We start from the raw sequence: 20,104 nt of genomic DNA on the forward strand, positions 1-20,104 counted from the left end.
GCTGGCTGACGAGGTTTCGTCCGCCGGCGTTTCTTGCGTTTTGCCGGGGATAGCCGCGATCGGCAACGGAGTTTGTTGATGTTTGAAAGCCTGAGCGACCGCCTTGGCGGTGTGTTCGATCGACTGCGGGGGCGCGGTGCGCTCACCGAGGCGGACGTGCGCGCGGCGATGCGCGAGGTTCGCGTTGCCCTGCTCGAGGCCGATGTCGCGCTGCCCGTGGCGCGCGATTTCGTCGACAAGGTCACTGAACTCGCGGTTGGTCAGAATGTGCTGCGCTCGGTCACGCCGGGACAGCAGGTCGTCAAGATCGTCAACGATGCGCTGGTCGAGATGCTCGGCTCGGACTCGTCCGAGCTCGAACTCGGTGTTACGCCGCCGGCAGTGATCATGATGGTCGGCCTGCAGGGCTCGGGCAAGACCACCACTACGGCGAAGATCGCCAAGCGCCTGGCGAGCCGCGAGCGCAAAAAGGTGCTGATGGCGTCGCTCGACGTCAATCGCCCGAACGCCCAGGAACAGCTCGCCACGCTCGGTACCCAAGCTGAGGTCGCGACTCTGCCGATCGTGCAGGGCCAGCAGCCGGTCGATATCGCACGCCGTGCGCTGCAGGCGGCCAAGCTGCAGGGCTATGACGTCCTGATACTGGATACCGCCGGTCGCCTTCATGTCGACCAGGCGCTGATGGACGAAATGCGCGCCGTCGCCGATGTCGCGCAGCCCGCCGAAATCCTGCTCGTGGTCGATGCGCTGACCGGCCAGGACGCGGTCAATGTCGCGAAGAGCTTCTCCGATCAGGTGCCGCTGACGGGCGTCGTGCTGACCCGCATGGACGGCGATGCGCGTGGGGGTGCGGCGCTGTCGATGCGGGCCGTCACCGGCAAGCCGATCAAGTTCGCCGGTATGGGCGAAAAGCTCGACGCGCTTGAGGCATTCCATCCCAGCCGGGTTGCCGGCCGTATCCTCGGCATGGGCGACGTGGTCGGCCTGGTCGAGCGTGCGGCGGAATCGATCCAGCAAGAAGATGCCGAGAAGATGGCGGCGAAGCTGGCCAAGGGCCAGTTCGACATGGACGACCTGCGCAACCAGCTCGCCCAGATGCGTCGCATGGGCGGTCTTGGCGCGCTGGCCGGCATGATCCCCGGCATGAAGAAGGCGCAGGCAGCGATGGCGTCGGGCGCGGTCGACGAGCGTATTCTGCTGCGCATGGATGCGATGATCACGTCGATGACGCAAAAGGAACGCACCAAGCCTGAAGTGATCAACGCCAAGCGCAAGATCCGTATCGCGAAGGGCAGCGGGACGACCGTGCAGGACGTCAACAAGCTGCTGAAAATGCACCTCGAAATGTCCACCGCAATGAAGAAGATCCGCAAGATGGGCGGATTGAAGGGCATGGCCGCGATGTTCGGCAAAGGCGGCATGGGCGGCGGAGGCATGAGTGGTGCCGGCGGCGCCGGTGGCCTGGGCGGTCTCGGCAATATGCTCGGCGGCGCCGGCGGTGGCGGGCTTCCCGGCCTTGGCGGCGGTCAGGCCAAACTGCCGCCCGGTTTTGAAAATCTGCTCAACAAGAAAAAATAACCCGATCAACATTCGATCAATCAAGGAAGACAATTACAATGGCACTCAGCATTCGTCTGTCGCGTGGCGGCTCCAAGAAGCGTCCTTACTACAAGATCATCGTCGCCGATGCGCGCAGCCCGCGTGACGGCCGCTTCATCGAGAAGCTCGGCACCTACAACCCGCTCCTCGCCAAGGATTCGCCTGAGCGCGTCAAGCTCGACGCTGACCGTGCCAAGCATTGGCTGAGCGTTGGCGCACAGCCGACCGATCGCGTTGCGCGCTTCCTCGACGTCGCCGGCGTGCGCGAGCGTCCTGCACGCAACAATCCGAACAAGGCGAAGCCGGGCGAGAAGGCCACCGAGCGCGCCGAAGAGCGTGCGACCAAGGCGGCTGAAGCCGAGGAAGCCGCAGCAGCGGCAGCCGCCGCTCCGGCGCCGGCTCCCGAGCCTGAGGCCGCGCCGGTTGCCGACAGCAATGAAGAAGCCGAAGCGGTTGTAGCCGCTGAAGTCGAAGCCGCGACCGAAGAGCCGACGCCGGAAGCCGAAGCCGTGGTCGAAGCGACCGCGGAAGAAGCTCCTGCGGTTGAAGCACCGGCCGCCGAAGAGGCACCTGCTGCTGAAGAAGCACCGGCAGCGGTCAACGAAGCGACGCCGAACAGCGATGCCGGCGACAGCGTCGATGCCGTCGAAGGTGAATCCGCACAGAAGCCTGCCGAGGGCTGATGTCCACCGACCGCCCCGTCACGCTCGCCGTCGTCATTGGCGCGCACGGCGTGACGGGCGAGGTGCGGCTGAAGGTCTTCGCCGAGGACCTGACGCCCTACAAAAGCTTCAATAATGGCGCGTTGACGCTGAAATCGACACGCCATGGCAGCAACGGCATGATCGCGCGTATCGCCGAGGTGACCGACCGCAATGCCGCCGAGGCGATGCGCGGGACCGAGCTTACCGTGCCCCGTTCCGCGCTGCCGCCGCTCGCCGAGGGCGAATATTACCATGCCGACCTGCTTGGCTTACCGGCATTTTCGACTGGTGGCGACGCGATCGGCAAGGTCGTGGCGATCGACGATTTCGGTGCCGGCGACGTGATCGAGATCGAGCGCGATGGCGGCAAGCGCTTCATGGTGCCGATGAACGCCGATGCCGTGCCTGAATGGGATGGCGAGCGGCTGGTCGTGGCCGAGGATTTCATCTCCTGAGCCGCATTGCCGTCTTGTCCGACATTCATGGCAATCTGCCCGCGCTCGAGGCGGTGATTGCGGATGCCGGGCGGCGCGGGTGCGATGTGTTCATCAATCTTGGCGATAGCCTGTCGGGACCGCTCTGGCCGGTCGAGACGGCCGAGCGGCTGATGCGCGAGGATTGGCCGACCATCGCCGGCAATCACGAACGGCAGTTGCTGACGCTCGAGCGCGGGCGGATGGGCGCAAGCGACGTTCATGCGCACGATGTGCTGGGTGAGTGTCATATGACCTGGATCGCTGCCCAGCCGGCGACGCTGGCCTGGTCGCCCGAGATCTTCATGTGCCACGGCACGCCTGGCAGCGATCTCAAGCATTTCTTGCACAGCGTCGGGCCGGCCGGGATAAGTGAGGCCAGCGATGACGAGATCGTCAGGCGAACTGGCGGTCGCCCCGAGGCCTTTCTGCTCTGCGGCCACACCCATTTGCCGCGCGCCATCACGCTTGCCGACGGGCAGATCGTGGCCAATCCCGGCAGCGTCGGCCTGCAGGCATTCGATGACGACCGTCCCTGGCCGTACCGCGTCGAGGTGGGCGACCCGCAGGCGCGCTATGCGATTATCGAGGATGGCGGGATCGAGTTCGTTGCGGTCGATTATGATCATGAAGCGGCGGCATTAAAGGCCGCACAGGAAGGCCGCGACGATTGGGCCCTGGCGCTGCGTACCGGGCGCCTTACCGCCTGATCGGGCGCTGTTCATCGAGCAAATTGCGGATCGTGGTCGCGGCAACGCCGGCTTCACCCATCGCATGGCTGATCTGATCAAGGCCTTTCACCACATCGCCAGCCGCAAACAGGCCGGGAATACTGGTGCGCTGATGGGCATCGACCTCAAGACAGCCATCGCTGGAAGCGCGCGCGCCCGCCGCCACCGCCAGGTCGGAGCGGATTTTGGAACCCAGTGCGGGATAGATGGTGTCGAACACCATTTCGCCATCGGGCGTGGCCGCGACGATCCGATCGTCGCGAACCTGGATCGGCGTGCACGGCCCGTCGACATGTGCGATGCCCGCCGCATCGAGCCTGGCCCGGCATTCCTTGTCCAGGTCATGCGCGGCACCCGGCGCGATCAGCGTGATGTCGCTGGTAAAACCGCGCAGGAACAATGCCTCGCGCATGCCATGATCGCCGGTACCGATGACCCCGACGCGCTTGTCGGTCACTTCATAACCGTCGCAAATCGGGCAATAGCGCAGCAATCCGCGAGCCAATGCATCGTCATGCTCGTCGCGCGGCATGTCCGGGCGATTGTTGACCACCCCCGTCGCCAGCAACACGCTGCGTGCATGGAAGCTCGATCCTTCCACCTGAACGTCGAAGCCGTCATCTATCGGCACGATCGCCGTCACCTCGGCCATTTCACGCCGCGCGCCGAAGCGCTCCGCTTGCTCGAGCATCAGCGCGAGCAGATCGGTGCCCTTGATCCCATGGGGGTAACCCGCATGGTTGTGCGTGCGCGGGATCAGTGCGGCGCGGCTGTTGCCGCAATCGAACAATCGGATCGATAGATGGAAGCGCGCAAGATAGATTGCGGCGGTCAAGCCGGCGGGGCCGGCGCCGATGATGATGCAGTCGTCTTGCGTGTCCAATTGCTCATCCTTGCCTTCGTGTGGCCATTGCGTGAAGGAGAGCCATGTCCTTCGCCGCCACCATCTTAACGCTCTACCCCGAGATGTTTCCCGGGCCGCTGGGCATTTCTCTTGCCGGACGCGCGCTGAGCGAAGGAAAATGGACGCTCGACGCGGTCAATATCCGCGACTTCGCGATCGACCGGCATCGGACCGTCGATGACACGCCGGCCGGGGGCGGGGCGGGTATGGTGCTGCGCGTCGATGTCCTCGCTGCGGCGATCGACAGTGTGCCCGGCGGTCGGCCAGTGCTGGCGATGACGCCGCGGGGCGCACCGCTGACCCAAGCGCGGATCAGGCAGTTGGCAGGGGGGACCCGGCGTCACGATCTTGTGCGGACGGTTCGAGGGATTTGACGAACGCATCTTCGAAGCGCGCGGCGTCGAGGAAGTGTCGATCGGCGACTATATCCTGTCAGGCGGGGAGATGGGCGCGCTGGTGTTGCTCGACGCTTGCATTCGGCTGCTTCCCGGCGTAATGGGCGCGGCTTCCAGCGGTGTGGACGAGAGCTTCGAAACGGGGCTGCTCGAATACCCGCATTACACCCGACCACCGATGTGGGAAGGGCGCACGATCCCCGAAGTGCTGCGATCGGGGGATCATGCGAGGATCGCGGCCTGGCGAAAGTCGATGGCCGAGACCGAGACACGGCTAAGGCGGCCGGACCTTTGGGAGCGCCATATCGGTGCTCGGGTTCAGTCGCCCTCTGGCGCGCACGCGAAGACGAAGGACGAATGAGATGAATCTCATCCAGACGATCGAAGCCGAGAACATCGCCAAGTTTCTCGAGACCAAGAAGATCCCGGAATTCCGCCCCGGCGACACGCTGAAGGTCGGTGTGAAGGTGGTCGAAGGCGAGCGCACCCGCGTTCAGAACTACGAAGGCGTGTGCATCGCGCGCTCGAACAAGGGCATGGGTTCGAACTTCACCGTGCGCAAGATTTCGTTCGGCGAGGGCGTCGAGCGCGTCTTCCCGCTCTATTCGCCGAACATCGATTCGATCGAAGTCGTCCGCAAGGGCGCCGTGCGTCGTGCGAAGCTTTATTATCTGCGTGGCCGCACCGGCAAGTCGGCGCGTATCGCCGAGCGCCGCGACACGCGTCCGGCCAAGGGCACCGTTGCCGCCGAGTAATCGGGCGCGACAGTTTCAGGCGTCACGCGGGGCGTGGAAGCGAAAGCTTCCGCGCCCCGTTCGCGTTACAGGCCGGGAATCAACCGCCAGGCGATGCACAGCGCAGTGACGAGCAGGGCGGGCGAGATCCCCCAGGCCAGCCGCTGACGCGACACGCCGGTATTCCCGCCAGCCAGATCGGCGGCGGTGATCGCCAGCGCGATGGCGGTCGCGAGCATGGTCCACAGATGATAGCGCAGCTCGGCCGCGACGCTGAACACGCCATAGCCCAGCCCATAGAGCAGGGCGGACAGCGCGACCGGGATGACGATGCCGCGCGACGGCAACCGGCTCGCGATGGTCAGCACGCCGAACGCCAGCGCCAGCCAGACGATCGGCCAGTCGAGCGGCGTGTGTGCACTGGCCAGGGCGATGCCGTCGATTGCCGACAGCAGCGGGTTGGGGTGCACTTTATAGCCCCAGTCATTGGGGGCGGACTCGACCTGCACCGGCCGCTCGATTTCGTCATGGACGAGGAAACGCGTGTTGACGTTGAAGTGAGCAAGACGGTGCTGCGCATAGGCCACCGGATGCGCCAGGATCGCTTTGGCGAGGAATATGTAGGGGCTCTCGTGCCGCGCTGCGATCGCCGCACGCACATCGGCGAAGCCGATCGCGCAGGGTTCGTCGACCCACCAGGAATAGGGATCCCATTTGACCGGCGAATAGCAATGATGGTTGACCGCGACCGCATCGGCCACGTCGACCGGTGGAAAGGCATCGACGCCGGCATGTTCGGTGATGCCGCCAAGATCGAAGATGACCAGCGACATTTCGACCCCGCTCGATTGCGCGCCGATCAGCCGGTTGGCGAGCGGCAGCGCCGCGATCATCAGCAATGCGGCGATCAGGGTCGTGCTCGCGAACCGCAGCCTGCTGCTCCGCGCCGCCGGCGGCATGAGCGCGACGAAGATCGGCACAGTGGCGAGGAATGCGTTGAAGCGCAGCGTCGCGGCGAACAGCAGCAGGACGACGCCGAGAACGGGAACCAGCGCACGGACGGCAGGGCGCGTTGCATAAGGCTGCCAGGCCAGCAGGCCGGTGGCGGACATCAAGGCCCCCGCCATCAGGCAGTCCTTCAGCACTGCGCCGGTCAGGGCGAGCGAGATCGGCAGCAACCCGCATGCCGCCAAGGCCAGCGCCAATCCGGGACGTCGCTGCTTCAAGGCCCAGCCGGCGAGCAGCGCCAGGCCGCCCCAGAACAGGAAGAGCTGGAGCACCAGCATCGGCGCCGGTCCGCTATGGATCGGGATCAGCTGCCGCCACAGCCATTCCATCGCCGGTGGATGCCAGTCGTCGAACGCGCCGCTGGTCGCCTGATCATATTGGCGGATCGCGTCCCAGGTCATCAGTCCGGGCCAATAGGCACCGGCGGTCGCCGCCGCGCCGGCCATGATGACCAGTGCGGGCGATACGGCTGACAGCGCTTCGCGTCGGAACCACGACGTCACGGACTTCCCCTATCGATATTGCTGGGTGTTGCTCGGCTCAGTAAGGAGTGCCGTCAAGCTGCGCCATTCCGATCTCTCCGCACCGATCGACGCGGCGAGTTCCTCTCAAGGTCAGGACCGCTCATGCCCCATCGCTGCCCCTGGGCCGATAACGACCCGATGATGCGCGCCTATCATGACGAGGAATGGGGCGTGCCGGAACGCGACAGCCGCGCCCTGTGGGAAAAGCTGATGCTCGACGGATTCCAGGCCGGGCTGTCCTGGAGCATCATCCTGCGCAAGCGCGAGGCGTTTCGCGAGCTGTTCCAGGGTTTCGATCCCGAGATCGTCGCGCGCTTCGATGAGGCGGATATCGAGCGGCTGGTGGTCGACCCGCGCATCATTCGGTCGCGCTCCAAGATCGTCGCGACGATCGGCAATGCGCGCGCCTATCTGGCGATGCGCGAGGCGGGCGAGGATTTCTCGGACTTTGTCTGGGGCATGGCGGGCGGCAAGCCGATCATTGGCGATGGCGTGCATGTGCCGACCAAGACGCCGCTGTCGGAAGAAATGTCAAAGGCATTCAAGAAGCGTGGCTTCAAGTTCGTCGGGCCGGTGATCGTCTATGCCTGGATGCAGGCGGTGGGCGTGGTCGACGATCATCTGGCGGACTGTTTTCGCCGCCACGGCTGAGGTGCGCGCTACATCACGTCGTGGAACATGAAATAGAGCATGACGATCCACGTCAGCAGGAACAGCACGCCGAAGCCGTAGATCCATTTCTCCCGCAGCGTATCGATCCAGGTGCGGGTTTCCGGTTCATCAGGGTAATCCATTGCCCGACCTTAGCCCGGATAACGCCCGTTTCAACCTCTCGCACGACAGGTGACGACGTGGACGATCAAGCGCTGCTCTGTATTTGCAATACACCGCCGGGATCGCCTATCCGACGAGAATGGTGCGGGGAACAGCGATGAGTGAAGCGACGATGACCACCGCGGCCGAGCCCGATGGCGCGCCGCGTGTCGCGAGCCTCGATATCCTGCGCGGGGTCGCGATCCTCGGCATATTGTTCATGAACATCAACGATATGGGCGGATCGCTCTGGGCTTCGTTCGGCGACGTCCGCCATCTCGGCTGGAGCAGGGCTGATCAAGTCGCCTGGTGGCTACGCGAGATATTCGCCGACGGGACAGCGCGCTGCATGCTGGAAGTGCTGTTCGGCGTGGGGATGGTGATCCTGACCGATCGGGCCGCGACTGCGCTCGACACGGCTGCGACCGGATCAGAAGGCGTGTTTCGCGCGGCCGCCCGCGTTCTGTTCGGCGACGGTGTCGTGATGCGGCGCTATTATCTGCGCAACTTCATCCTGTTCCTGTTCGGCCTGGTGCATATTTTCATCCTGTTATGGCCCGGCGACATCCTTCACACCTATGGCATCGCCGCGATGGTCGCCTTTCTGTTTCGGCGTCTGCAACCGGCGGCATTGCTGGGGTTCGGCCTGGTCATGGCCTTCGGCCTGCTCTTCTTTGGAGGGCTTGGCCTGCATGCCGAGCAGCAATCGCGCGTCGAGGTCGCCCAGTTGCAGGCCAGGCGCGACGCGGGGCAGACATTGACCGCGGAGCAGGCCAAGCAGGTGGCCGCCCAGGCAAGCAACGAAGCAGCCCAGGCCAAGGGCAGGGCGGAAGAACGCGCGCGCGTCGCTCTGGAAGATAAAAGGCGTACGGCGACGACCGGTAATTTCATGACCTGGGCGACAAATGCCTGGACCACTATGCTGTTCCTGTGGGGCAGGTCCGATGGCATCGGCAGAGGAGAGTTTCTGGAGCCGCTGTTCGTGTGGGAGGCGGCGGGGACGATGCTGATTGGCGCCGCTCTGTTCAAATGGGGCATTATTCAGGGCCAGAGGTCGCGCCGTTTCTACCTGGTGATGACGCTTGCCGCATACGCCATCGGCCTGACCGGCCGCGCCGCTGCGGCCTATTGGCAGGTGCAGTTCGACGCCTATCCGCACCCGATCGTGGCTACCAGCGAAGTGACCCGGCTGGCGACCACGCTTGGCCATATCGGGCTGATCCACCTGATGCTCGGCAGCGCTCCCGGCAGGACGCTGCTCAAGCCGTTCGAGGCGGCGGGACGGACCGCGCTGACCCTCTATATCCTGCAGAGCGTGATCTGCCTGTGGGTGATCTATCCGCCGTTCGCGCTCGGACTGTACGGGCAGCAAGGGTGGATGGCGCTGATGCTGACTGCGCTGGCGCTGAATGCGCTGCTGCTCTGGGCGGCCAACTGGTATTTGCGTGACCATGTCATTGCGCCGGTCGAATGGGCGTGGCGGTCGATCATCGCCGGCCGCGTGCTGCCGATGCGTCGCAAGCCGGCCCTGAGCTGAGTGGCGCACAGGTCACTTTACGTAGCGTCCGACGCCCGTAATAACGCCGCATCCGCCGCCCTTCGCCGGCGCAGAGAAATCGGGACTGGAGATGGACGATGCCGAAACCATGGACGCTCGCCGGCGTCATGCTCGCCGCGATGGCTGTTCCCGCCATGGCTGCTGAGCCGGCCGCGCCGGTCCCGGCCGAGGCGGCCGTGGCGCAGACGCTGACGCTGGAGCGCGTCTTCGCATCGCCCGACCTGGCGGGATCGCAGCCCAAGCTGCTCAAGCTCTCGCCCGACGGAGGCCTGCTGACCTCGCTGCGCCCGCGGCCGGACGAGAAGGACCGGTACGACCTGTGGGCACGCGATACGCGGACCGGCAAGGAATGGATGCTGGTCGATTCGAAGAAATTCGGCAGCGGCGCGGAACTGTCCGAGGCCGAGAAGATGCAGCGCGAGCGCGCGCGGATCGGCGCGGCACGGGGGATCGTTGCTTATGAATGGTCGCCCGACGGCCAGTCGATCCTCGTGCCGCTCGACGGCGATCTCTATCTCGCGAGCCTCGATGGCAAGGTCACCCGGCTGACCGCGACGCCAAGTGGCGAGCTCAACCCGAAGATCAGCCCGGCGGGCGGTTTCGTCAGCTTCGTGCGCGACCAGAATCTGTTCGTGCAGCCGCTGGGTGGTACGGCGACGGGCAGGGAGCTGGCGCTGACCCATGACGGCGCCGGCACGGTGCATTGGGGTGAGGCGGAGTTCGTCGCGCAGGAAGAAATCGGCCGCCGCACCGGTTACTGGTGGTCGCCGGGCGACAAGCGCATCGCGGTCGAGAAGTTCGACGAGGCGCCGGTCGGCGTGGTCACCCGTGCCGCGATCGGCGCCAACGGCACCAGGGTGTTCGACCAGCGCTATCCCGCCGCGGGCACGCCCAATGTGCTGGTCGAACTCTATGTGATGAATGCCGACGGATCGGGCCGGGTGAAGGTCGATCTGGGTACGGAGACCGACATTTATCTCGCCCGCGTCGACTGGACGGCGGATGGTCGGTCGCTGCTGGTGCAGCGCCAGAATCGTGACCAGACCGTGCTCGACATGCTGCAGGTCGATCCGGCGACCGGCAAGTCGACATTGCTGTTCAGCGAGACATCGGGGCCGAAGAGCTGGGTCAACCTCAGCGACGGCTATCGCCCGCTGAAGGGCGGCGGCCTGATCTGGACCTCCGAGCGCGACGGCTATGCGCATCTTTACCGTTTCAAGGACGGCAGCTGGACTCAGCTGACCAAGGGGCCGTGGGTGGTGACCGGCATGGTCGGGTTCGACGAGGCGAAAGAGCGCATCTTCTTCACCGCCAACAAGGACGATGTGCTCGAACAGCAGGTCTATTCGGTCGATCTCGCGCATCCGAACGTCATTGCGCGGCGCACCGAGCCGGGCTGGTGGAACAGTGCGACGATGGATATCGCCGCGTCGCGGATGATCATCTCGCGCTCCAACCCCGGCCAGCCAACTCAGGTCTATCTCGCCAATGCCGAGGGCAAGCGACTGTCATGGATCAACGAGAATGCGGTGGTCGCCGGCCATCCCTATTTCCCGTTCCTGGCGCAGCACCGCGCGCCGACCTTCGGCACGCTGAAGGCCGGCGACGGCAGCACGCTGCATTACGAGATGCTCACGCCGGTGCTTGAGCCGGGGCGGAAATATCCGGTGTTCTTCGAACATTATGGCGGCCCGCATGCGCAGACCGTCAGCCGCAACTGGGGCAGCCCGCTGCACCAATATCTCGTCAGCCAGGGCTGGATCGTGTTCCAGCTCGACAATCGCGGTTCGGCCAATCGCGGTACAGCGTTCGAGGATCAGATCTTTCGCGCAATGGGCTCGGTCGAGGTCGAGGACCAGCTGACCGGCGCAAAATGGCTCAAGGCGCAGCCGTTCGTCGATGCCGGCAAGATCGCGACCTATGGCTGGTCCTATGGCGGCTATATGACGCTCAAGATGCTCGAGGCCAATCCCGGCGCCTATGCGGCGGGCGTCTCCGGCGCGCCGGTGACCAAATGGGAACTGTACGACACGCATTATACCGAGCGCTACATGGGCAATCCCAAAAAGGATGCGAAAGCCTATGCAAAGTCGGATGCGATCGACGACGCGGCGAAGATCACCGATCCACTGCTGCTCATTCACGGCATGGCCGACGACAATGTCGTGCTCGACAACAGCACTGCCTTCGCCGCAAAGATGCAGGCTGAGAATGTGCCGTTCGAGATGATGCTCTATCCGGGCAAGACGCATAGTGCCGGGCGGGACATTCATGTCTGGACGACGATCCTGAAATTCCTCGACCGCGAGGTGAAGAACAAGCCGCCAGCCAGATAAGGGCGGCGAAAAACCTCGCTTGAGGCGCGAGCAAGCAGCGCTTGCTTGCGTGTGCGGCGTGCGGGGCGTACCGGCGGCGCTACTTTCGGAACTGGAGTAGATGATGGGCTATCGGGTCGTGGTCGCAGGCGCGACGGGGAATGTCGGGCGCGAAATGCTCAACATCCTCGCGGAGCGCGAATTTCCGGCGGACGAGATCGCCGTCGTCGCGTCTTCGCGCAGCCAGGGGCTGATGGTCGATTACGGCGACACCGGAAAGCAGTTCAAGGTCCAGAATATCGAGCATTTCGACTGGAACGGCTGGGACATGGCGTTGTTCGCGATCGGGTCGGAAGCGACCGCAGTCTATGCGCCGATCGCCGCCAAGGCGGGCTGCACGGTGATCGACAATTCATCGCTGTATCGCATGGACCCCGATGTGCCGCTGATCGTGCCCGAGGTGAACCCGGAGGCAATCGACGGCTTCCGCGCCAAGAACATCATCGCCAACCCCAATTGCTCGACCGCGCAGATGGTCGTGGTGCTGAAGCCGCTGCATGACGTGGCACGGATCAAGCGCGTCGTCGTCGCGACCTATCAGTCGGTGTCGGGCGCGGGCAAGCAGGGCATGGACGAGCTGTTCGAGCAGAGCCGCAACATCTTTGTCGGCGATCCCGCCGAGCCGCATAAATTCACCAAGCAGATCGCCTTCAACGTGATCCCGCACATCGACAGTTTCCTCGACGACGGGTCGACCAAGGAAGAGTGGAAGATGGTGGTCGAGACCAAGAAGATCCTCGACCCGAAGATCAAGCTGGTCGCGACCTGCGTGCGCGTGCCGGTGTTCGTCGGCCATAGCGAAGCGATCAACATCGAGTTCGAGGACGAGATGTCGGCCGAGCAGGCGCAAGGCATTCTGCGCGAGGCGCCCGGCGTGATGCTGATCGATAAGCGCGAGGATGGCGGCTATATCACGCCGATCGAATGCGTCGGCGAATTCGCCACCTTTGTCAGCCGCGTGCGTGAGGATTCGACGGTCGAGAACGGCCTGACCCTGTGGTGCGTGAGCGACAATCTGCGCAAAGGCGCCGCACTCAATGCGGTGCAGATCGCGGAACTGCTCGGGCGGCGCCATTTGAAAAAGGCGGCCTGATTGCCGGGCTATGCGGCGAGCTGGCGGTCGTTGCCGCGGCCGCAGCTTCGCATGGTCCTGGTGCTGGCCGCCGCGGTGGTGCTGGCGAACATCAACCAGCCCTATCCGGGGATCGCGCCGCTTCAGCATATTCCGACCGTATTGCTGATCCTGGCCGCACCAGCCTTGCTGGTGCGCTGGCCGCTGTCCAATCGCGCGGTGCTGGCGGTGGTGATCTTCTTCCTGCTGCACACCTTGGCGGGTCGCTATGCCTATTCGAACATCCCCTATGACCGCTGGGCGACGGCGCTGACCGGGCACAGCGTCAGCGAGACGTTCGGGATGACGCGCAACAATTTCGACCGGCTGGTGCATCTGACCTTCGGCCTGTGCGCGGTTCCGCTCTATGCCGAGATCAGCTGGCGCTATACCGGCGCGCGCTGGCGGGCGGCATTGTGGAATGCCTTTCTGTTCGTCGGCGCGGTCAGTGCGCTGTACGAGATTTTCGAATGGCTGCTGACGATCATGGTCGCGTCCGACCTGGCCAATGACTATAATGGCCAGCAGGGCGATATATGGGACGCCCAGAAGGACATGGCGATCGCGCTGTTCGGTGCGGTCCTGGCGATGATCTGGCAGTGGCGGGCCGAGCCGGGCAAACCGGCAGGGCGGCCATAGCGGTTCGAGGAGGCAGCACGACGTGACGGTGGAAGGCGGATGCCATTGCGGTGCGGTCCGCTACGTGCTGGCGGTCGATGCGGCGCCGGCGATCTATTGCTGCCATTGCCTGAATTGCCAGAGCTGGGCGGGCAGCGCGTTCACCCAGAGTGCGCTGTTGCCGGACGGCGCGATCAGCGTCACCGGGCCAGTGATCGAGTATCGCTTCATCAACCCGAGCGGGCATGAATCGCATCAGCGCCTGTGCGGCACCTGCCACACGCGCATCTTCAACACGAACAGCGCACGGCCGGGACTTGTCGTATTACGTGCCGGAACGCTGGACGAGAGCGACCGGCTCAGCCCGCGCCTGCATATGTGGGTCAGGCGCAAACAGCCCTGGGTGGTGATCGCCGAAGATATCCCGACCTTCGAAGAAACGCCGCCGATCGCGGAGTTCGTTGCGACGATGCTGCGCTGAGCGGTTTCGGATTGGGAATCACCTTTCCCGTTCGTGCTGAGCTTGTCGAAGCACCGTCCTTCTTCAGCTGCGTAAAAGAAGGAAGAACGGCCCTTCGACAAGCTCAGGGCGAACGGAAGGGGTAGAGCAGACTGCGCTGAGCGTTCGGCGCGCTGCATACAGGTTTCGACATTGAGAAAGAGCGTGCCGGTTCGGGACCGGCGAAGGTGATATGCCTGATCTCGGGTCATGGTTGAATCGCGGCCGGGGATGGGCGGGGGAAGATATTATTTCCCGTCATCCCCGCGAAAGCGGGGATGACAGGGGGCAGTCGAACGGCTCTCGCGCCCTTTTCAGGCTGCCTATTCGGCGTGGACCGCTTCCATCTTGCCCTTCGGCTTGGACAGCAGGAAGACCAGCGGCACCACCGCGATCGAAATCCCGGCCATCAGGTAGAAATCGTCGATATAGGCGACCATTGCCGCCTGCTGGTTGATCATGCCGTCGGCAAAGCCGAACGCGGCGTCGGACAGGCTGCCGAAGCGGTCGAGCGCGCCGAGATCGAGCGCCGGGATGGTCGTCGCGGTGATATGGCTGCTCAAATCGGCATGGCTTTGCTGAATATTGCGGGCGAGCAGGGTGGTGACCATCGAAATACCCGCCGACTGGCCGATGCTGCGCATCAGGTTGAGCAGGCTGGCGCCATCCGTCCGATATGCGCCGCTCAGCGTGGCAAAGGCGAGCGAGTTGAGCGGCATGAAGACCAGACCCATGCCGATACCCTGGATGAAGCCGCTGGTGATCACCGGCCAGAAATCCATTTCCAGCGACCAGCCCGCCATCTGCCGCAGCGAGAAGGCGAAGATACCCAACCCGACCGCGATGACGATGCGCGTATCGACCTTGCCCATCAGCCGCGCGGCAAGTGCCATCGAGAGCAGCACGCCGACCCCGCGCGGCGCGAGCATCAGGCCGGTATCGATCACGGGATAGCCGAACAGCGACTGCAGCATCGGTGGGAGCAGGGCCATCGGCGCCATGGTCGAAATGCCGATCACCACCATGAAGAACATGCCGACGACCAGATTGCGGTTCTTGAACAGCGCACGGTCGAACAAAGGCTTGTTGGCGGTCGCGAGGTGGACGATGCCCATCCACAGCGCGGCCATGGCGACGCCGCCCTCAACGATGATTTCCCAGCTGGAGAACCAGTCCTCCTGCTGACCGCGGTCGAGCATCAGCTGGAAGCTGGCGACGGCGATGCCGATCAGCGCGAAGCCGGTGATATCGAACGAGCGCGTTTCGCGCGGGCGTGAAGGCAGCAGGAACCAGAGGATCGCGAAGGTCGCAATGCCGATCGGCAGATTGACGTAGAACACCCAGCGCCAGTTATAGCTTTCGGTCAGCCAGCCGCCGATCACCGGCCCCATGATCGGCCCGACCATCACCCCCATGCCCCAGACCGACATGGCCTTTGCCTGGTTCTCGGGCGCGTTGATGTCGAGCATCGCGGTTTGCGACAGCGGGCCGATAAAGGCCGCGGTGACGCCCTGGAAGATGCGGAATGCGACCATCTCCTCCAGGCTGACGGCGGTGCCGCACAGCATCGACGCGACGATGAATCCGGCGACCGCAAACAGGAACAGGTTGCGCGAGCCGAACCGGCCGGAAAGCCAGCCGGTCGCGGGAATGGCGATCGCCGAGGCGACGATATAGCTGGTCAGCACCCAGGTGACGGTATCGACGGTCGCGCCAAGGCTGGTCTGCATATGCGGCAGGGCGACATTGGCGATGGTGGTGTCGAGGATCTGCATGATCATCGCACCCATCACGCCAACGGTGAGCAGGCCACGCTGCCGGACCGGCAGCAGCGGCGTGCCGGGCGCGGCTTCAGCCATGGGTCTTGGTATCGATCGACACGTCGGCGCTGAGCCCGGCGATCATCGCGCGCGCCGGCGTGCCGTCGATCGCGACACGGACCGGCACGCGCTGAGTGACCTTGACCCAGTTGCCGGTGGCATTCTGTGCCGGGAGGACCGAGAATTGCGAACCGGTGCCGGCGCCGATGCTGGCGACATGGCCTTTGACCTTGAGCCCGGGATAGGCATCGAGGCTGATCTCGGCCGGCTGGCCGACCGCCATGTGATTGAGGTCGGTTTCCTTGAAGTTCGCTTCGACCCAGGTGCCCTGATTGACCACGATGCTCAGCGCCGGCACGCCGCTCGGCGTGATGTTGCCGACCTGCAGGCGCCCGGTCTGGCTGACGATGCCGTCGCTCGGCGCGCGGACTTCGGTGCGGGCGAGGTTGAGCGCAGCCTGTTCGCGCTGCGCCATCGCTGCCTGGATCGCGGCGGGGGCGCCGGTTGCGGCGGTGCCGCTGCCGAGCTGGCTGCGCGCACGGGCGACCGCGGCCTGGGCGGTGGCGAGCTTGGCCCTGCTGGCGGCAAGCTCGTGCGATGCCGCGTCGAGGCTGGCGCGGGTGGTGAAGCCCTGCTTCATCAGCGCGACCTGGCGGTCATACGTGGCCTGGGAAAGGAGGATGTCGGCGCGGGCGCTTTCGATATCCGCATCGGCGCCGCCGACATCGGTCGACATGGTGCTGACCTGGACCCGGGCATTGGCGATCGCCGCATCGGCCTGGGCCAGCGCGATGCGATAGGGCTCCGGATCGATGCGGAACAGCAGGTCGCCGGCCTTGACGCGCTGATTCTCCGCCACCGCGACCTGCACGATGCGGCCCGACACGTCCGGGCTGATCGAGACCATGTCCTGTTTCACATAGGCATTGTCGGTCGAGACGTAGCGGCCCGAAGTCAGCCAGAAATAGCCGCCGATCGCGAGGATCAGCAGCGGCACGCTGAACATCAGCAGCGGGCGCAGCCGGTTGCGGCGCCTGGCCGGGGCCGATTCGATCGGGGAAATCTCGATTTCGGTTGCCGCGTTGCGGTCGATCACCGGGTCTGCATCAGCCATGGCTGGCCTCCTTGCCCCTGGGGGCGTCGTTCAGATTATTCTGGATCAGGGTCAGCGCGGCGACCAGCTGGTCGCGTGCTTCCGGGGTCACACCCTCAAGCGCATGCTCGAACATGTCTTCGCCGATCGTGCGCAGCTGGCCGAGCAGCGGCAGCGCCTTGGGGGTGAGGAAGATCTGCCACGCGCGGCGATCGGCGGGATCGCGGCGGCGTTCGACCAGGCCGGATTCCTCCAGCCGGTCGATCATCCGGCACAGGGTGATCGGCTCGACTTCGAGGATATCGGCCAGCCCGCCCTGATTGGCGCCTTCGTTGCGCGAGACGGTGAACAGGGTGCGCCACTGCGCGCGCGTCACGCCGATCATGCGCGCGCGCTCATCGAAACGCCGCCGCATCAGGCGCGAGACGTCGCTGATCAGGAATCCGAGTGAATCGCTCATGACCGCACATATAATAAGCTTACTTATATAATCCAGTGGTTGGCGAAGAGAAATGTTGCGGCGCAGCGTAAATGGTGCGTGGGGCATTCATGTCGTGCTTATCGGCAGGGCAGGAAAAGGGTTCGCGCAGAGGCGCGGAGGTTTTTTGCGGCGCAGTCATCGTGCCTCGATACTTGCTGGCTTGCGGACCGGTCGTTCCTTGTGGATTGACCGTTCCGTGGCGCGCGTCCTCTCTGCGTCCTCCACGTGAGCCATGATCTATCTTGCGTGTTCCCCGGCGAAGGCCGGGGCCCAGTCGGTAAGCAGTTATTGGCTGGCGCTGCGCTTCGTTACCACTGCCTTCCCGACTGGGCCCCGGCCTTCGCCGGGGAAGCACAGGAAATTGTGGCTCAAGAATTCCAGCCCTCCGGCCGTAATTCGGCATGGAGCTGCTCCCATTCCTCTTCCTCCGTGAGTTTGCGCACGCGGCGAGCGACGTCGCACCGACCCGGAACCAGTCGCGGGTGAGCGACAGGTTGGACCATTTCGCAAGTTCCGGGGCGGTCTTGGTGAGGAGCTGGTTTTCGGTATTGGCGGTGACCACGACGCGGGTGTCGACGCCGGTATCCAGACCCCATTTGATCAGCATGGCGATCAGCGCCGATTTGCCGATGCCGTGGCCCGAAGCACGGGCGATGCGGCAGGGGGTGTACTGGGTCTTTGGGTTTTGGAGGTGCTCCCGGATCACCTCCATCACCTCGCACTGCCATGCGCGCGGGCCGCTAACGCCCTTCAGCGCGCCTTCGCCCCAGGTATAGGCGAAGTCGGCATGAGCGAGCGGATTATGCATGAAGTCCGGTATCAGCGCAGCGAGCGCGCTGGCGGAGACGGCGGCGCTCGCACGCCTACTCCCGCGCATTGGGATGCGGCCTTTCGCCGTGATTAAGCAATGTCCGCTTCCTGACCCGCTCCATTCCCTTGCGGATTTCCTCGGCGATATTCGCTTCCTCTTCAGGTGGAGGCGTAGGCCTTGCCCAGAGTCCCGGGCGGCGTGCGCGCAGCCATTGCAACGCTGCGTTAGCATCGGGGCGGACTTCGCGCTTGTAACGCACGATCACCGGCGCTTCGGTGCTGGCCGGGTGGTAGACGCTGACCGCTTCCTCTTCGTAGCCGATCGCGCGCTCGTACAGCGCGCGTTCGACCCGGTCGTCGGCAACGTCCTTCCCAAGCCGGGTCGCCTCGGCGAATTCAGGGTAAGCGGCGCGCCAGCGGAAGATGGTGCTGCGCGAGACACCGAAGGCTGCGGCGAGCTCGCGGTCAGTCAGGCCTTCGGCGTAGAGCTCGCGCGCCTGGCGGATATAATCAGGATCGAAAGTTGAGGGACGTGTTTCCATGCTGCCGGGATAACGGCGGTTTCATGGGGTTTGAATCGAGCGCGCGATAAAAGGCGCGGGGGAGATATGGGACACCGGATTGTTCCATATCTCTGGTGCCCAGCGATCAAGAGTGTTACAGTAATATGTATAGATATCATATAGTTATTAATTTAGGCGTGGTGCGGCAGCGAGATAAATATTGTGTCCCCAAAATCGGATGCCCGTCATCGCAAGTGTTGCGAACCTGGTCTCGCGAAGTAGAATGACGGCATGGACCGCGATGCCTCAACTCCACCGGCGCAGAAGGGCGGAGCTTCCAGCTCGGCCTATCTCCATCCCTATGCCTGCTTCCGGTGCCGCAAGAGCTTCAAACGCGCCAGTCGTGCCAATGCGGTCCTCACCTGCCCGGATTGCGGCGGTCCCAGCATCGGCCTGACGCGGAAGTTCAAGCCGCCGAAGCGCACCGATATCAAGCAGTGGGAAAAGGTGGAGGCGTTGGTCCGGCATGGATTCCTGTTCTGGAGTTTAGGGGAGCCCTATCCCGAAACACTCGACCAGGTTACTGCCTTTGCGCAGCGTCATGCCGGTTTTATCGGCCGCGAGCGCGCCAAGCGCCCCGATGCTTATGCGCAAATCGAGGCTGCGCTATCGGATATGAGCGGGACGCTTAAATGAGCGTCGACGATCCGCGTATTGTCGATCTGGATGTGCTGCTGGAGACGGTCCACGACGAAAGCACTTTTATCGATTTTGTCGATGCGCTTGCCGCCGACTTCGCACTTGAGAAAGAATTGGAGGATGGGAAGCCAGTTCCATATTCGGCCGGGCTGCTTGGCTGGGAAAACGGAACGATCGACAATTTTCTTGGCGCATCAGCGCGCTGGGGTGAGACCGGGGTATTCGCCGACAAGCAGAATCCTTGGCGGCGATGCGCCCACATTCTCTATGCGGGGAAATGGTACGAGTAGCGCTGCTACAGCGGAAATTCGGTGACGAAATTCGGCGGGATAAGACAGGGTATGAGCTGGAAGTTCGATCAAGCACCGAATGTTGCCTGCATTACCTGTCGCTCGGTGATGGAAGGGCAAACCGTTCTCGTAGCCACACATTATGAAGACGATCACTCATGGGCCTTCATGGATGGAGCACCGACCAATATGGCGACGGCGCTGGTGGTAGCCATGTCGGAGGTCTTGGATCGCCACCCTGATCTTGGTGAGATTGCCAGCCTTCCGCCTGGCTGGTCGGCAACACGCGTCGCGGCTGGTAAGCCCTGGTCAATGCAACAGGATGACTGGGATAGCGAAGCTTGAACCAGCGGCACTTTGAA

General features: G+C 64.0%; 21 protein-coding genes and 2 pseudogenes. 15 read left to right on the forward strand and 8 right to left on the reverse strand.

The window, feature by feature from the left end; genetic code table 11:
• Positions 1-78: 78 nt before the first annotated feature.
• The 4 genes and pseudogenes from ffh to H3Z74_RS07575 all read left to right on the forward strand — a co-directional run bounded on the left by ffh (position 79) and on the right by H3Z74_RS07575 (position 3,486).
• Positions 79-1,578, forward strand: a complete 1,500-nt coding sequence (gene ffh, locus H3Z74_RS07560; protein WP_187763297.1) for a signal recognition particle protein — start codon at positions 79-81, stop codon at positions 1,576-1,578.
• 38 nt (positions 1,579-1,616) lie between these two features.
• A pseudogene (gene rpsP / locus H3Z74_RS07565) lies at positions 1,617-2,093 on the forward strand (30S ribosomal protein S16); the annotation flags it as partial.
• Between the two features lie 188 nt (positions 2,094-2,281).
• Complete coding sequence (rimM, locus tag H3Z74_RS07570; protein ID WP_187763299.1) at positions 2,282-2,758, forward strand: ribosome maturation factor RimM; 477 nt, start codon at positions 2,282-2,284, stop codon at positions 2,756-2,758.
• A 14-nt stretch (positions 2,759-2,772) separates the two neighbouring features.
• Positions 2,773-3,486, forward strand: a complete 714-nt coding sequence (locus tag H3Z74_RS07575; RefSeq protein ID WP_229726960.1) for a metallophosphoesterase family protein — start codon at positions 2,773-2,775, stop codon at positions 3,484-3,486.
• Here H3Z74_RS07575 and H3Z74_RS07580 read toward each other — a convergent pair.
• Complete coding sequence (locus tag H3Z74_RS07580; RefSeq protein ID WP_187763301.1) at positions 3,476-4,390, reverse strand: NAD(P)/FAD-dependent oxidoreductase; 915 nt, start codon at positions 4,388-4,390, stop codon at positions 3,476-3,478. The two genes, H3Z74_RS07575 and H3Z74_RS07580, sit on opposite strands and share 11 nt — an antisense overlap.
• Before the next feature lie 44 nt (positions 4,391-4,434).
• Between H3Z74_RS07580 and trmD the strand changes: the two are divergent.
• Positions 4,435-5,167: pseudogene (gene trmD, locus H3Z74_RS07585) on the forward strand (tRNA (guanosine(37)-N1)-methyltransferase TrmD).
• Position 5,168: 1 nt separating this feature from the next.
• Entirely contained in the window at positions 5,169-5,561 is a 393-nt protein-coding gene (gene rplS, locus H3Z74_RS07590) for a 50S ribosomal protein L19 (protein ID WP_187763302.1), read from the forward strand.
• Positions 5,562-5,626: 65 nt separating this feature from the next.
• Here the strand turns inward: rplS and H3Z74_RS07595 are convergent, their stop codons facing one another.
• Positions 5,627-7,051, reverse strand: a complete 1,425-nt coding sequence (locus H3Z74_RS07595) for a hypothetical protein (protein WP_187763303.1) — start codon at positions 7,049-7,051, stop codon at positions 5,627-5,629.
• Positions 7,052-7,174: 123 nt separating this feature from the next.
• Between H3Z74_RS07595 and H3Z74_RS07600 the strand changes: the two genes are divergently transcribed.
• Positions 7,175-7,723, forward strand: coding sequence for a DNA-3-methyladenine glycosylase I (locus tag H3Z74_RS07600; protein WP_187763304.1), 549 nt, complete (start codon positions 7,175-7,177; stop codon positions 7,721-7,723).
• An 8-nt stretch (positions 7,724-7,731) separates the two neighbouring features.
• On the opposite strand, the gene H3Z74_RS24600 is transcribed toward H3Z74_RS07600, so the two are convergent.
• Positions 7,732-7,866, reverse strand: a complete 135-nt coding sequence (locus tag H3Z74_RS24600) for a hypothetical protein (RefSeq protein ID WP_261300364.1) — start codon at positions 7,864-7,866, stop codon at positions 7,732-7,734.
• Positions 7,867-8,003: 137 nt separating this feature from the next.
• Between H3Z74_RS24600 and H3Z74_RS07605 the strand changes: the two genes are divergently transcribed.
• The 5 genes from H3Z74_RS07605 to H3Z74_RS07625 all read left to right on the forward strand — a co-directional run bounded on the left by H3Z74_RS07605 (position 8,004) and on the right by H3Z74_RS07625 (position 14,028).
• On the forward strand, positions 8,004-9,422 hold the full coding sequence (locus H3Z74_RS07605; RefSeq protein ID WP_187763305.1) for a DUF418 domain-containing protein: 1,419 nt from the start codon (positions 8,004-8,006) through the stop codon (positions 9,420-9,422).
• Positions 9,423-9,520: 98 nt separating this feature from the next.
• Positions 9,521-11,779, forward strand: a complete 2,259-nt coding sequence (locus tag H3Z74_RS07610) for a S9 family peptidase (RefSeq protein ID WP_187763306.1) — start codon at positions 9,521-9,523, stop codon at positions 11,777-11,779.
• 103 nt (positions 11,780-11,882) lie between these two features.
• Complete coding sequence (locus H3Z74_RS07615) at positions 11,883-12,911, forward strand: aspartate-semialdehyde dehydrogenase (RefSeq protein WP_187763307.1); 1,029 nt, start codon at positions 11,883-11,885, stop codon at positions 12,909-12,911.
• Between the two features lie 51 nt (positions 12,912-12,962).
• Positions 12,963-13,568: a DUF2238 domain-containing protein gene (locus H3Z74_RS07620; RefSeq protein ID WP_187764217.1), complete on the forward strand. Its 606-nt coding sequence runs from the start codon at positions 12,963-12,965 to the stop codon at positions 13,566-13,568.
• 22 nt (positions 13,569-13,590) lie between these two features.
• Entirely contained in the window at positions 13,591-14,028 is a 438-nt protein-coding gene (locus H3Z74_RS07625; protein ID WP_187763308.1) for a GFA family protein, read from the forward strand.
• A gap of 341 nt (positions 14,029-14,369) precedes the next feature.
• Here the strand turns inward: H3Z74_RS07625 and H3Z74_RS07630 are convergent, their stop codons facing one another.
• Genes H3Z74_RS07630 through H3Z74_RS07650 form a run of 5 tightly spaced genes read right to left on the reverse strand, consistent with a single transcriptional unit; the run spans position 14,370 to position 18,792 of the window.
• Positions 14,370-15,905: a DHA2 family efflux MFS transporter permease subunit gene (locus H3Z74_RS07630; protein WP_187763309.1), complete on the reverse strand. Its 1,536-nt coding sequence runs from the start codon at positions 15,903-15,905 to the stop codon at positions 14,370-14,372.
• Positions 15,898-16,980, reverse strand: coding sequence for an HlyD family secretion protein (locus H3Z74_RS07635; RefSeq protein ID WP_187763310.1), 1,083 nt, complete (start codon positions 16,978-16,980; stop codon positions 15,898-15,900). Before H3Z74_RS07635 ends, H3Z74_RS07630 begins: the two co-directional genes overlap by 8 nt.
• Complete coding sequence (locus tag H3Z74_RS07640; protein ID WP_187763311.1) at positions 16,973-17,419, reverse strand: MarR family winged helix-turn-helix transcriptional regulator; 447 nt, start codon at positions 17,417-17,419, stop codon at positions 16,973-16,975. Before H3Z74_RS07640 ends, H3Z74_RS07635 begins: the two co-directional genes overlap by 8 nt.
• 19 nt (positions 17,420-17,438) lie before the next feature.
• On the reverse strand, positions 17,439-18,248 hold the full coding sequence (locus H3Z74_RS07645) for a hypothetical protein (protein ID WP_187763312.1): 810 nt from the start codon (positions 18,246-18,248) through the stop codon (positions 17,439-17,441).
• A gap of 55 nt (positions 18,249-18,303) precedes the next feature.
• The gene (locus H3Z74_RS07650; RefSeq protein WP_187763313.1) at positions 18,304-18,792 is read right to left on the reverse strand and encodes a helix-turn-helix domain-containing protein; all 489 of its coding nucleotides are present in this window, start codon (positions 18,790-18,792) and stop codon (positions 18,304-18,306) included.
• A 252-nt stretch (positions 18,793-19,044) separates the two neighbouring features.
• On the opposite strand from H3Z74_RS07650, the gene H3Z74_RS07655 reads away from it, so the two are divergent.
• The 3 genes from H3Z74_RS07655 to H3Z74_RS07665 are packed head-to-tail and all read left to right on the forward strand — an operon-like array spanning position 19,045 to position 20,087.
• Positions 19,045-19,449, forward strand: a complete 405-nt coding sequence (locus tag H3Z74_RS07655) for a hypothetical protein (RefSeq protein ID WP_187763314.1) — start codon at positions 19,045-19,047, stop codon at positions 19,447-19,449.
• The gene (locus H3Z74_RS07660) at positions 19,446-19,742 is read left to right on the forward strand and encodes a DUF7660 family protein (RefSeq protein WP_187763315.1); all 297 of its coding nucleotides are present in this window, start codon (positions 19,446-19,448) and stop codon (positions 19,740-19,742) included. The genes H3Z74_RS07655 and H3Z74_RS07660 overlap by 4 nt, the downstream gene beginning before the upstream one ends.
• 51 nt (positions 19,743-19,793) lie before the next feature.
• A complete protein-coding gene (locus H3Z74_RS07665) occupies positions 19,794-20,087 on the forward strand; it encodes a hypothetical protein (protein WP_187763316.1) in 294 nt (97 codons plus the stop codon).
• Positions 20,088-20,104: the final 17 nt, after the last annotated feature.

This window comes from Sphingomonas alpina, from assembly GCF_014490665.1.
GTDB classification, from domain to species: domain Bacteria; phylum Pseudomonadota; class Alphaproteobacteria; order Sphingomonadales; family Sphingomonadaceae; genus Sphingomonas; species Sphingomonas alpina.

Coding starts and splice junctions, on each gene's coding strand:
- ffh (WP_187763297.1), top strand. CDS start 79: ATGTTTGAAAGCCTGAGCGACCGCCTTGGCGGTGTGTTCGATCGACTG.
- rimM (WP_187763299.1), top strand. CDS start 2,282: ATGTCCACCGACCGCCCCGTCACGCTCGCCGTCGTCATTGGCGCGCAC.
- rplS (WP_187763302.1), top strand. CDS start 5,169: ATGAATCTCATCCAGACGATCGAAGCCGAGAACATCGCCAAGTTTCTC.
- H3Z74_RS07600 (WP_187763304.1), top strand. CDS start 7,175: ATGCCCCATCGCTGCCCCTGGGCCGATAACGACCCGATGATGCGCGCC.
- H3Z74_RS24600 (WP_261300364.1), bottom strand. CDS start 7,866: ATGGATTACCCTGATGAACCGGAAACCCGCACCTGGATCGATACGCTG.
- H3Z74_RS07605 (WP_187763305.1), top strand. CDS start 8,004: ATGAGTGAAGCGACGATGACCACCGCGGCCGAGCCCGATGGCGCGCCG.
- H3Z74_RS07610 (WP_187763306.1), top strand. CDS start 9,521: ATGCCGAAACCATGGACGCTCGCCGGCGTCATGCTCGCCGCGATGGCT.
- H3Z74_RS07615 (WP_187763307.1), top strand. CDS start 11,883: ATGGGCTATCGGGTCGTGGTCGCAGGCGCGACGGGGAATGTCGGGCGC.
- H3Z74_RS07620 (WP_187764217.1), top strand. CDS start 12,963: ATGGTCCTGGTGCTGGCCGCCGCGGTGGTGCTGGCGAACATCAACCAG.
- H3Z74_RS07630 (WP_187763309.1), bottom strand. CDS start 15,905: ATGGCTGAAGCCGCGCCCGGCACGCCGCTGCTGCCGGTCCGGCAGCGT.
- H3Z74_RS07635 (WP_187763310.1), bottom strand. CDS start 16,980: ATGGCTGATGCAGACCCGGTGATCGACCGCAACGCGGCAACCGAAATC.
- H3Z74_RS07640 (WP_187763311.1), bottom strand. CDS start 17,419: ATGAGCGATTCACTCGGATTCCTGATCAGCGACGTCTCGCGCCTGATG.
- H3Z74_RS07645 (WP_187763312.1), bottom strand. CDS start 18,248: ATGCATAATCCGCTCGCTCATGCCGACTTCGCCTATACCTGGGGCGAA.
- H3Z74_RS07650 (WP_187763313.1), bottom strand. CDS start 18,792: ATGGAAACACGTCCCTCAACTTTCGATCCTGATTATATCCGCCAGGCG.
- H3Z74_RS07655 (WP_187763314.1), top strand. CDS start 19,045: ATGGACCGCGATGCCTCAACTCCACCGGCGCAGAAGGGCGGAGCTTCC.
- H3Z74_RS07660 (WP_187763315.1), top strand. CDS start 19,446: ATGAGCGTCGACGATCCGCGTATTGTCGATCTGGATGTGCTGCTGGAG.
- H3Z74_RS07665 (WP_187763316.1), top strand. CDS start 19,794: ATGAGCTGGAAGTTCGATCAAGCACCGAATGTTGCCTGCATTACCTGT.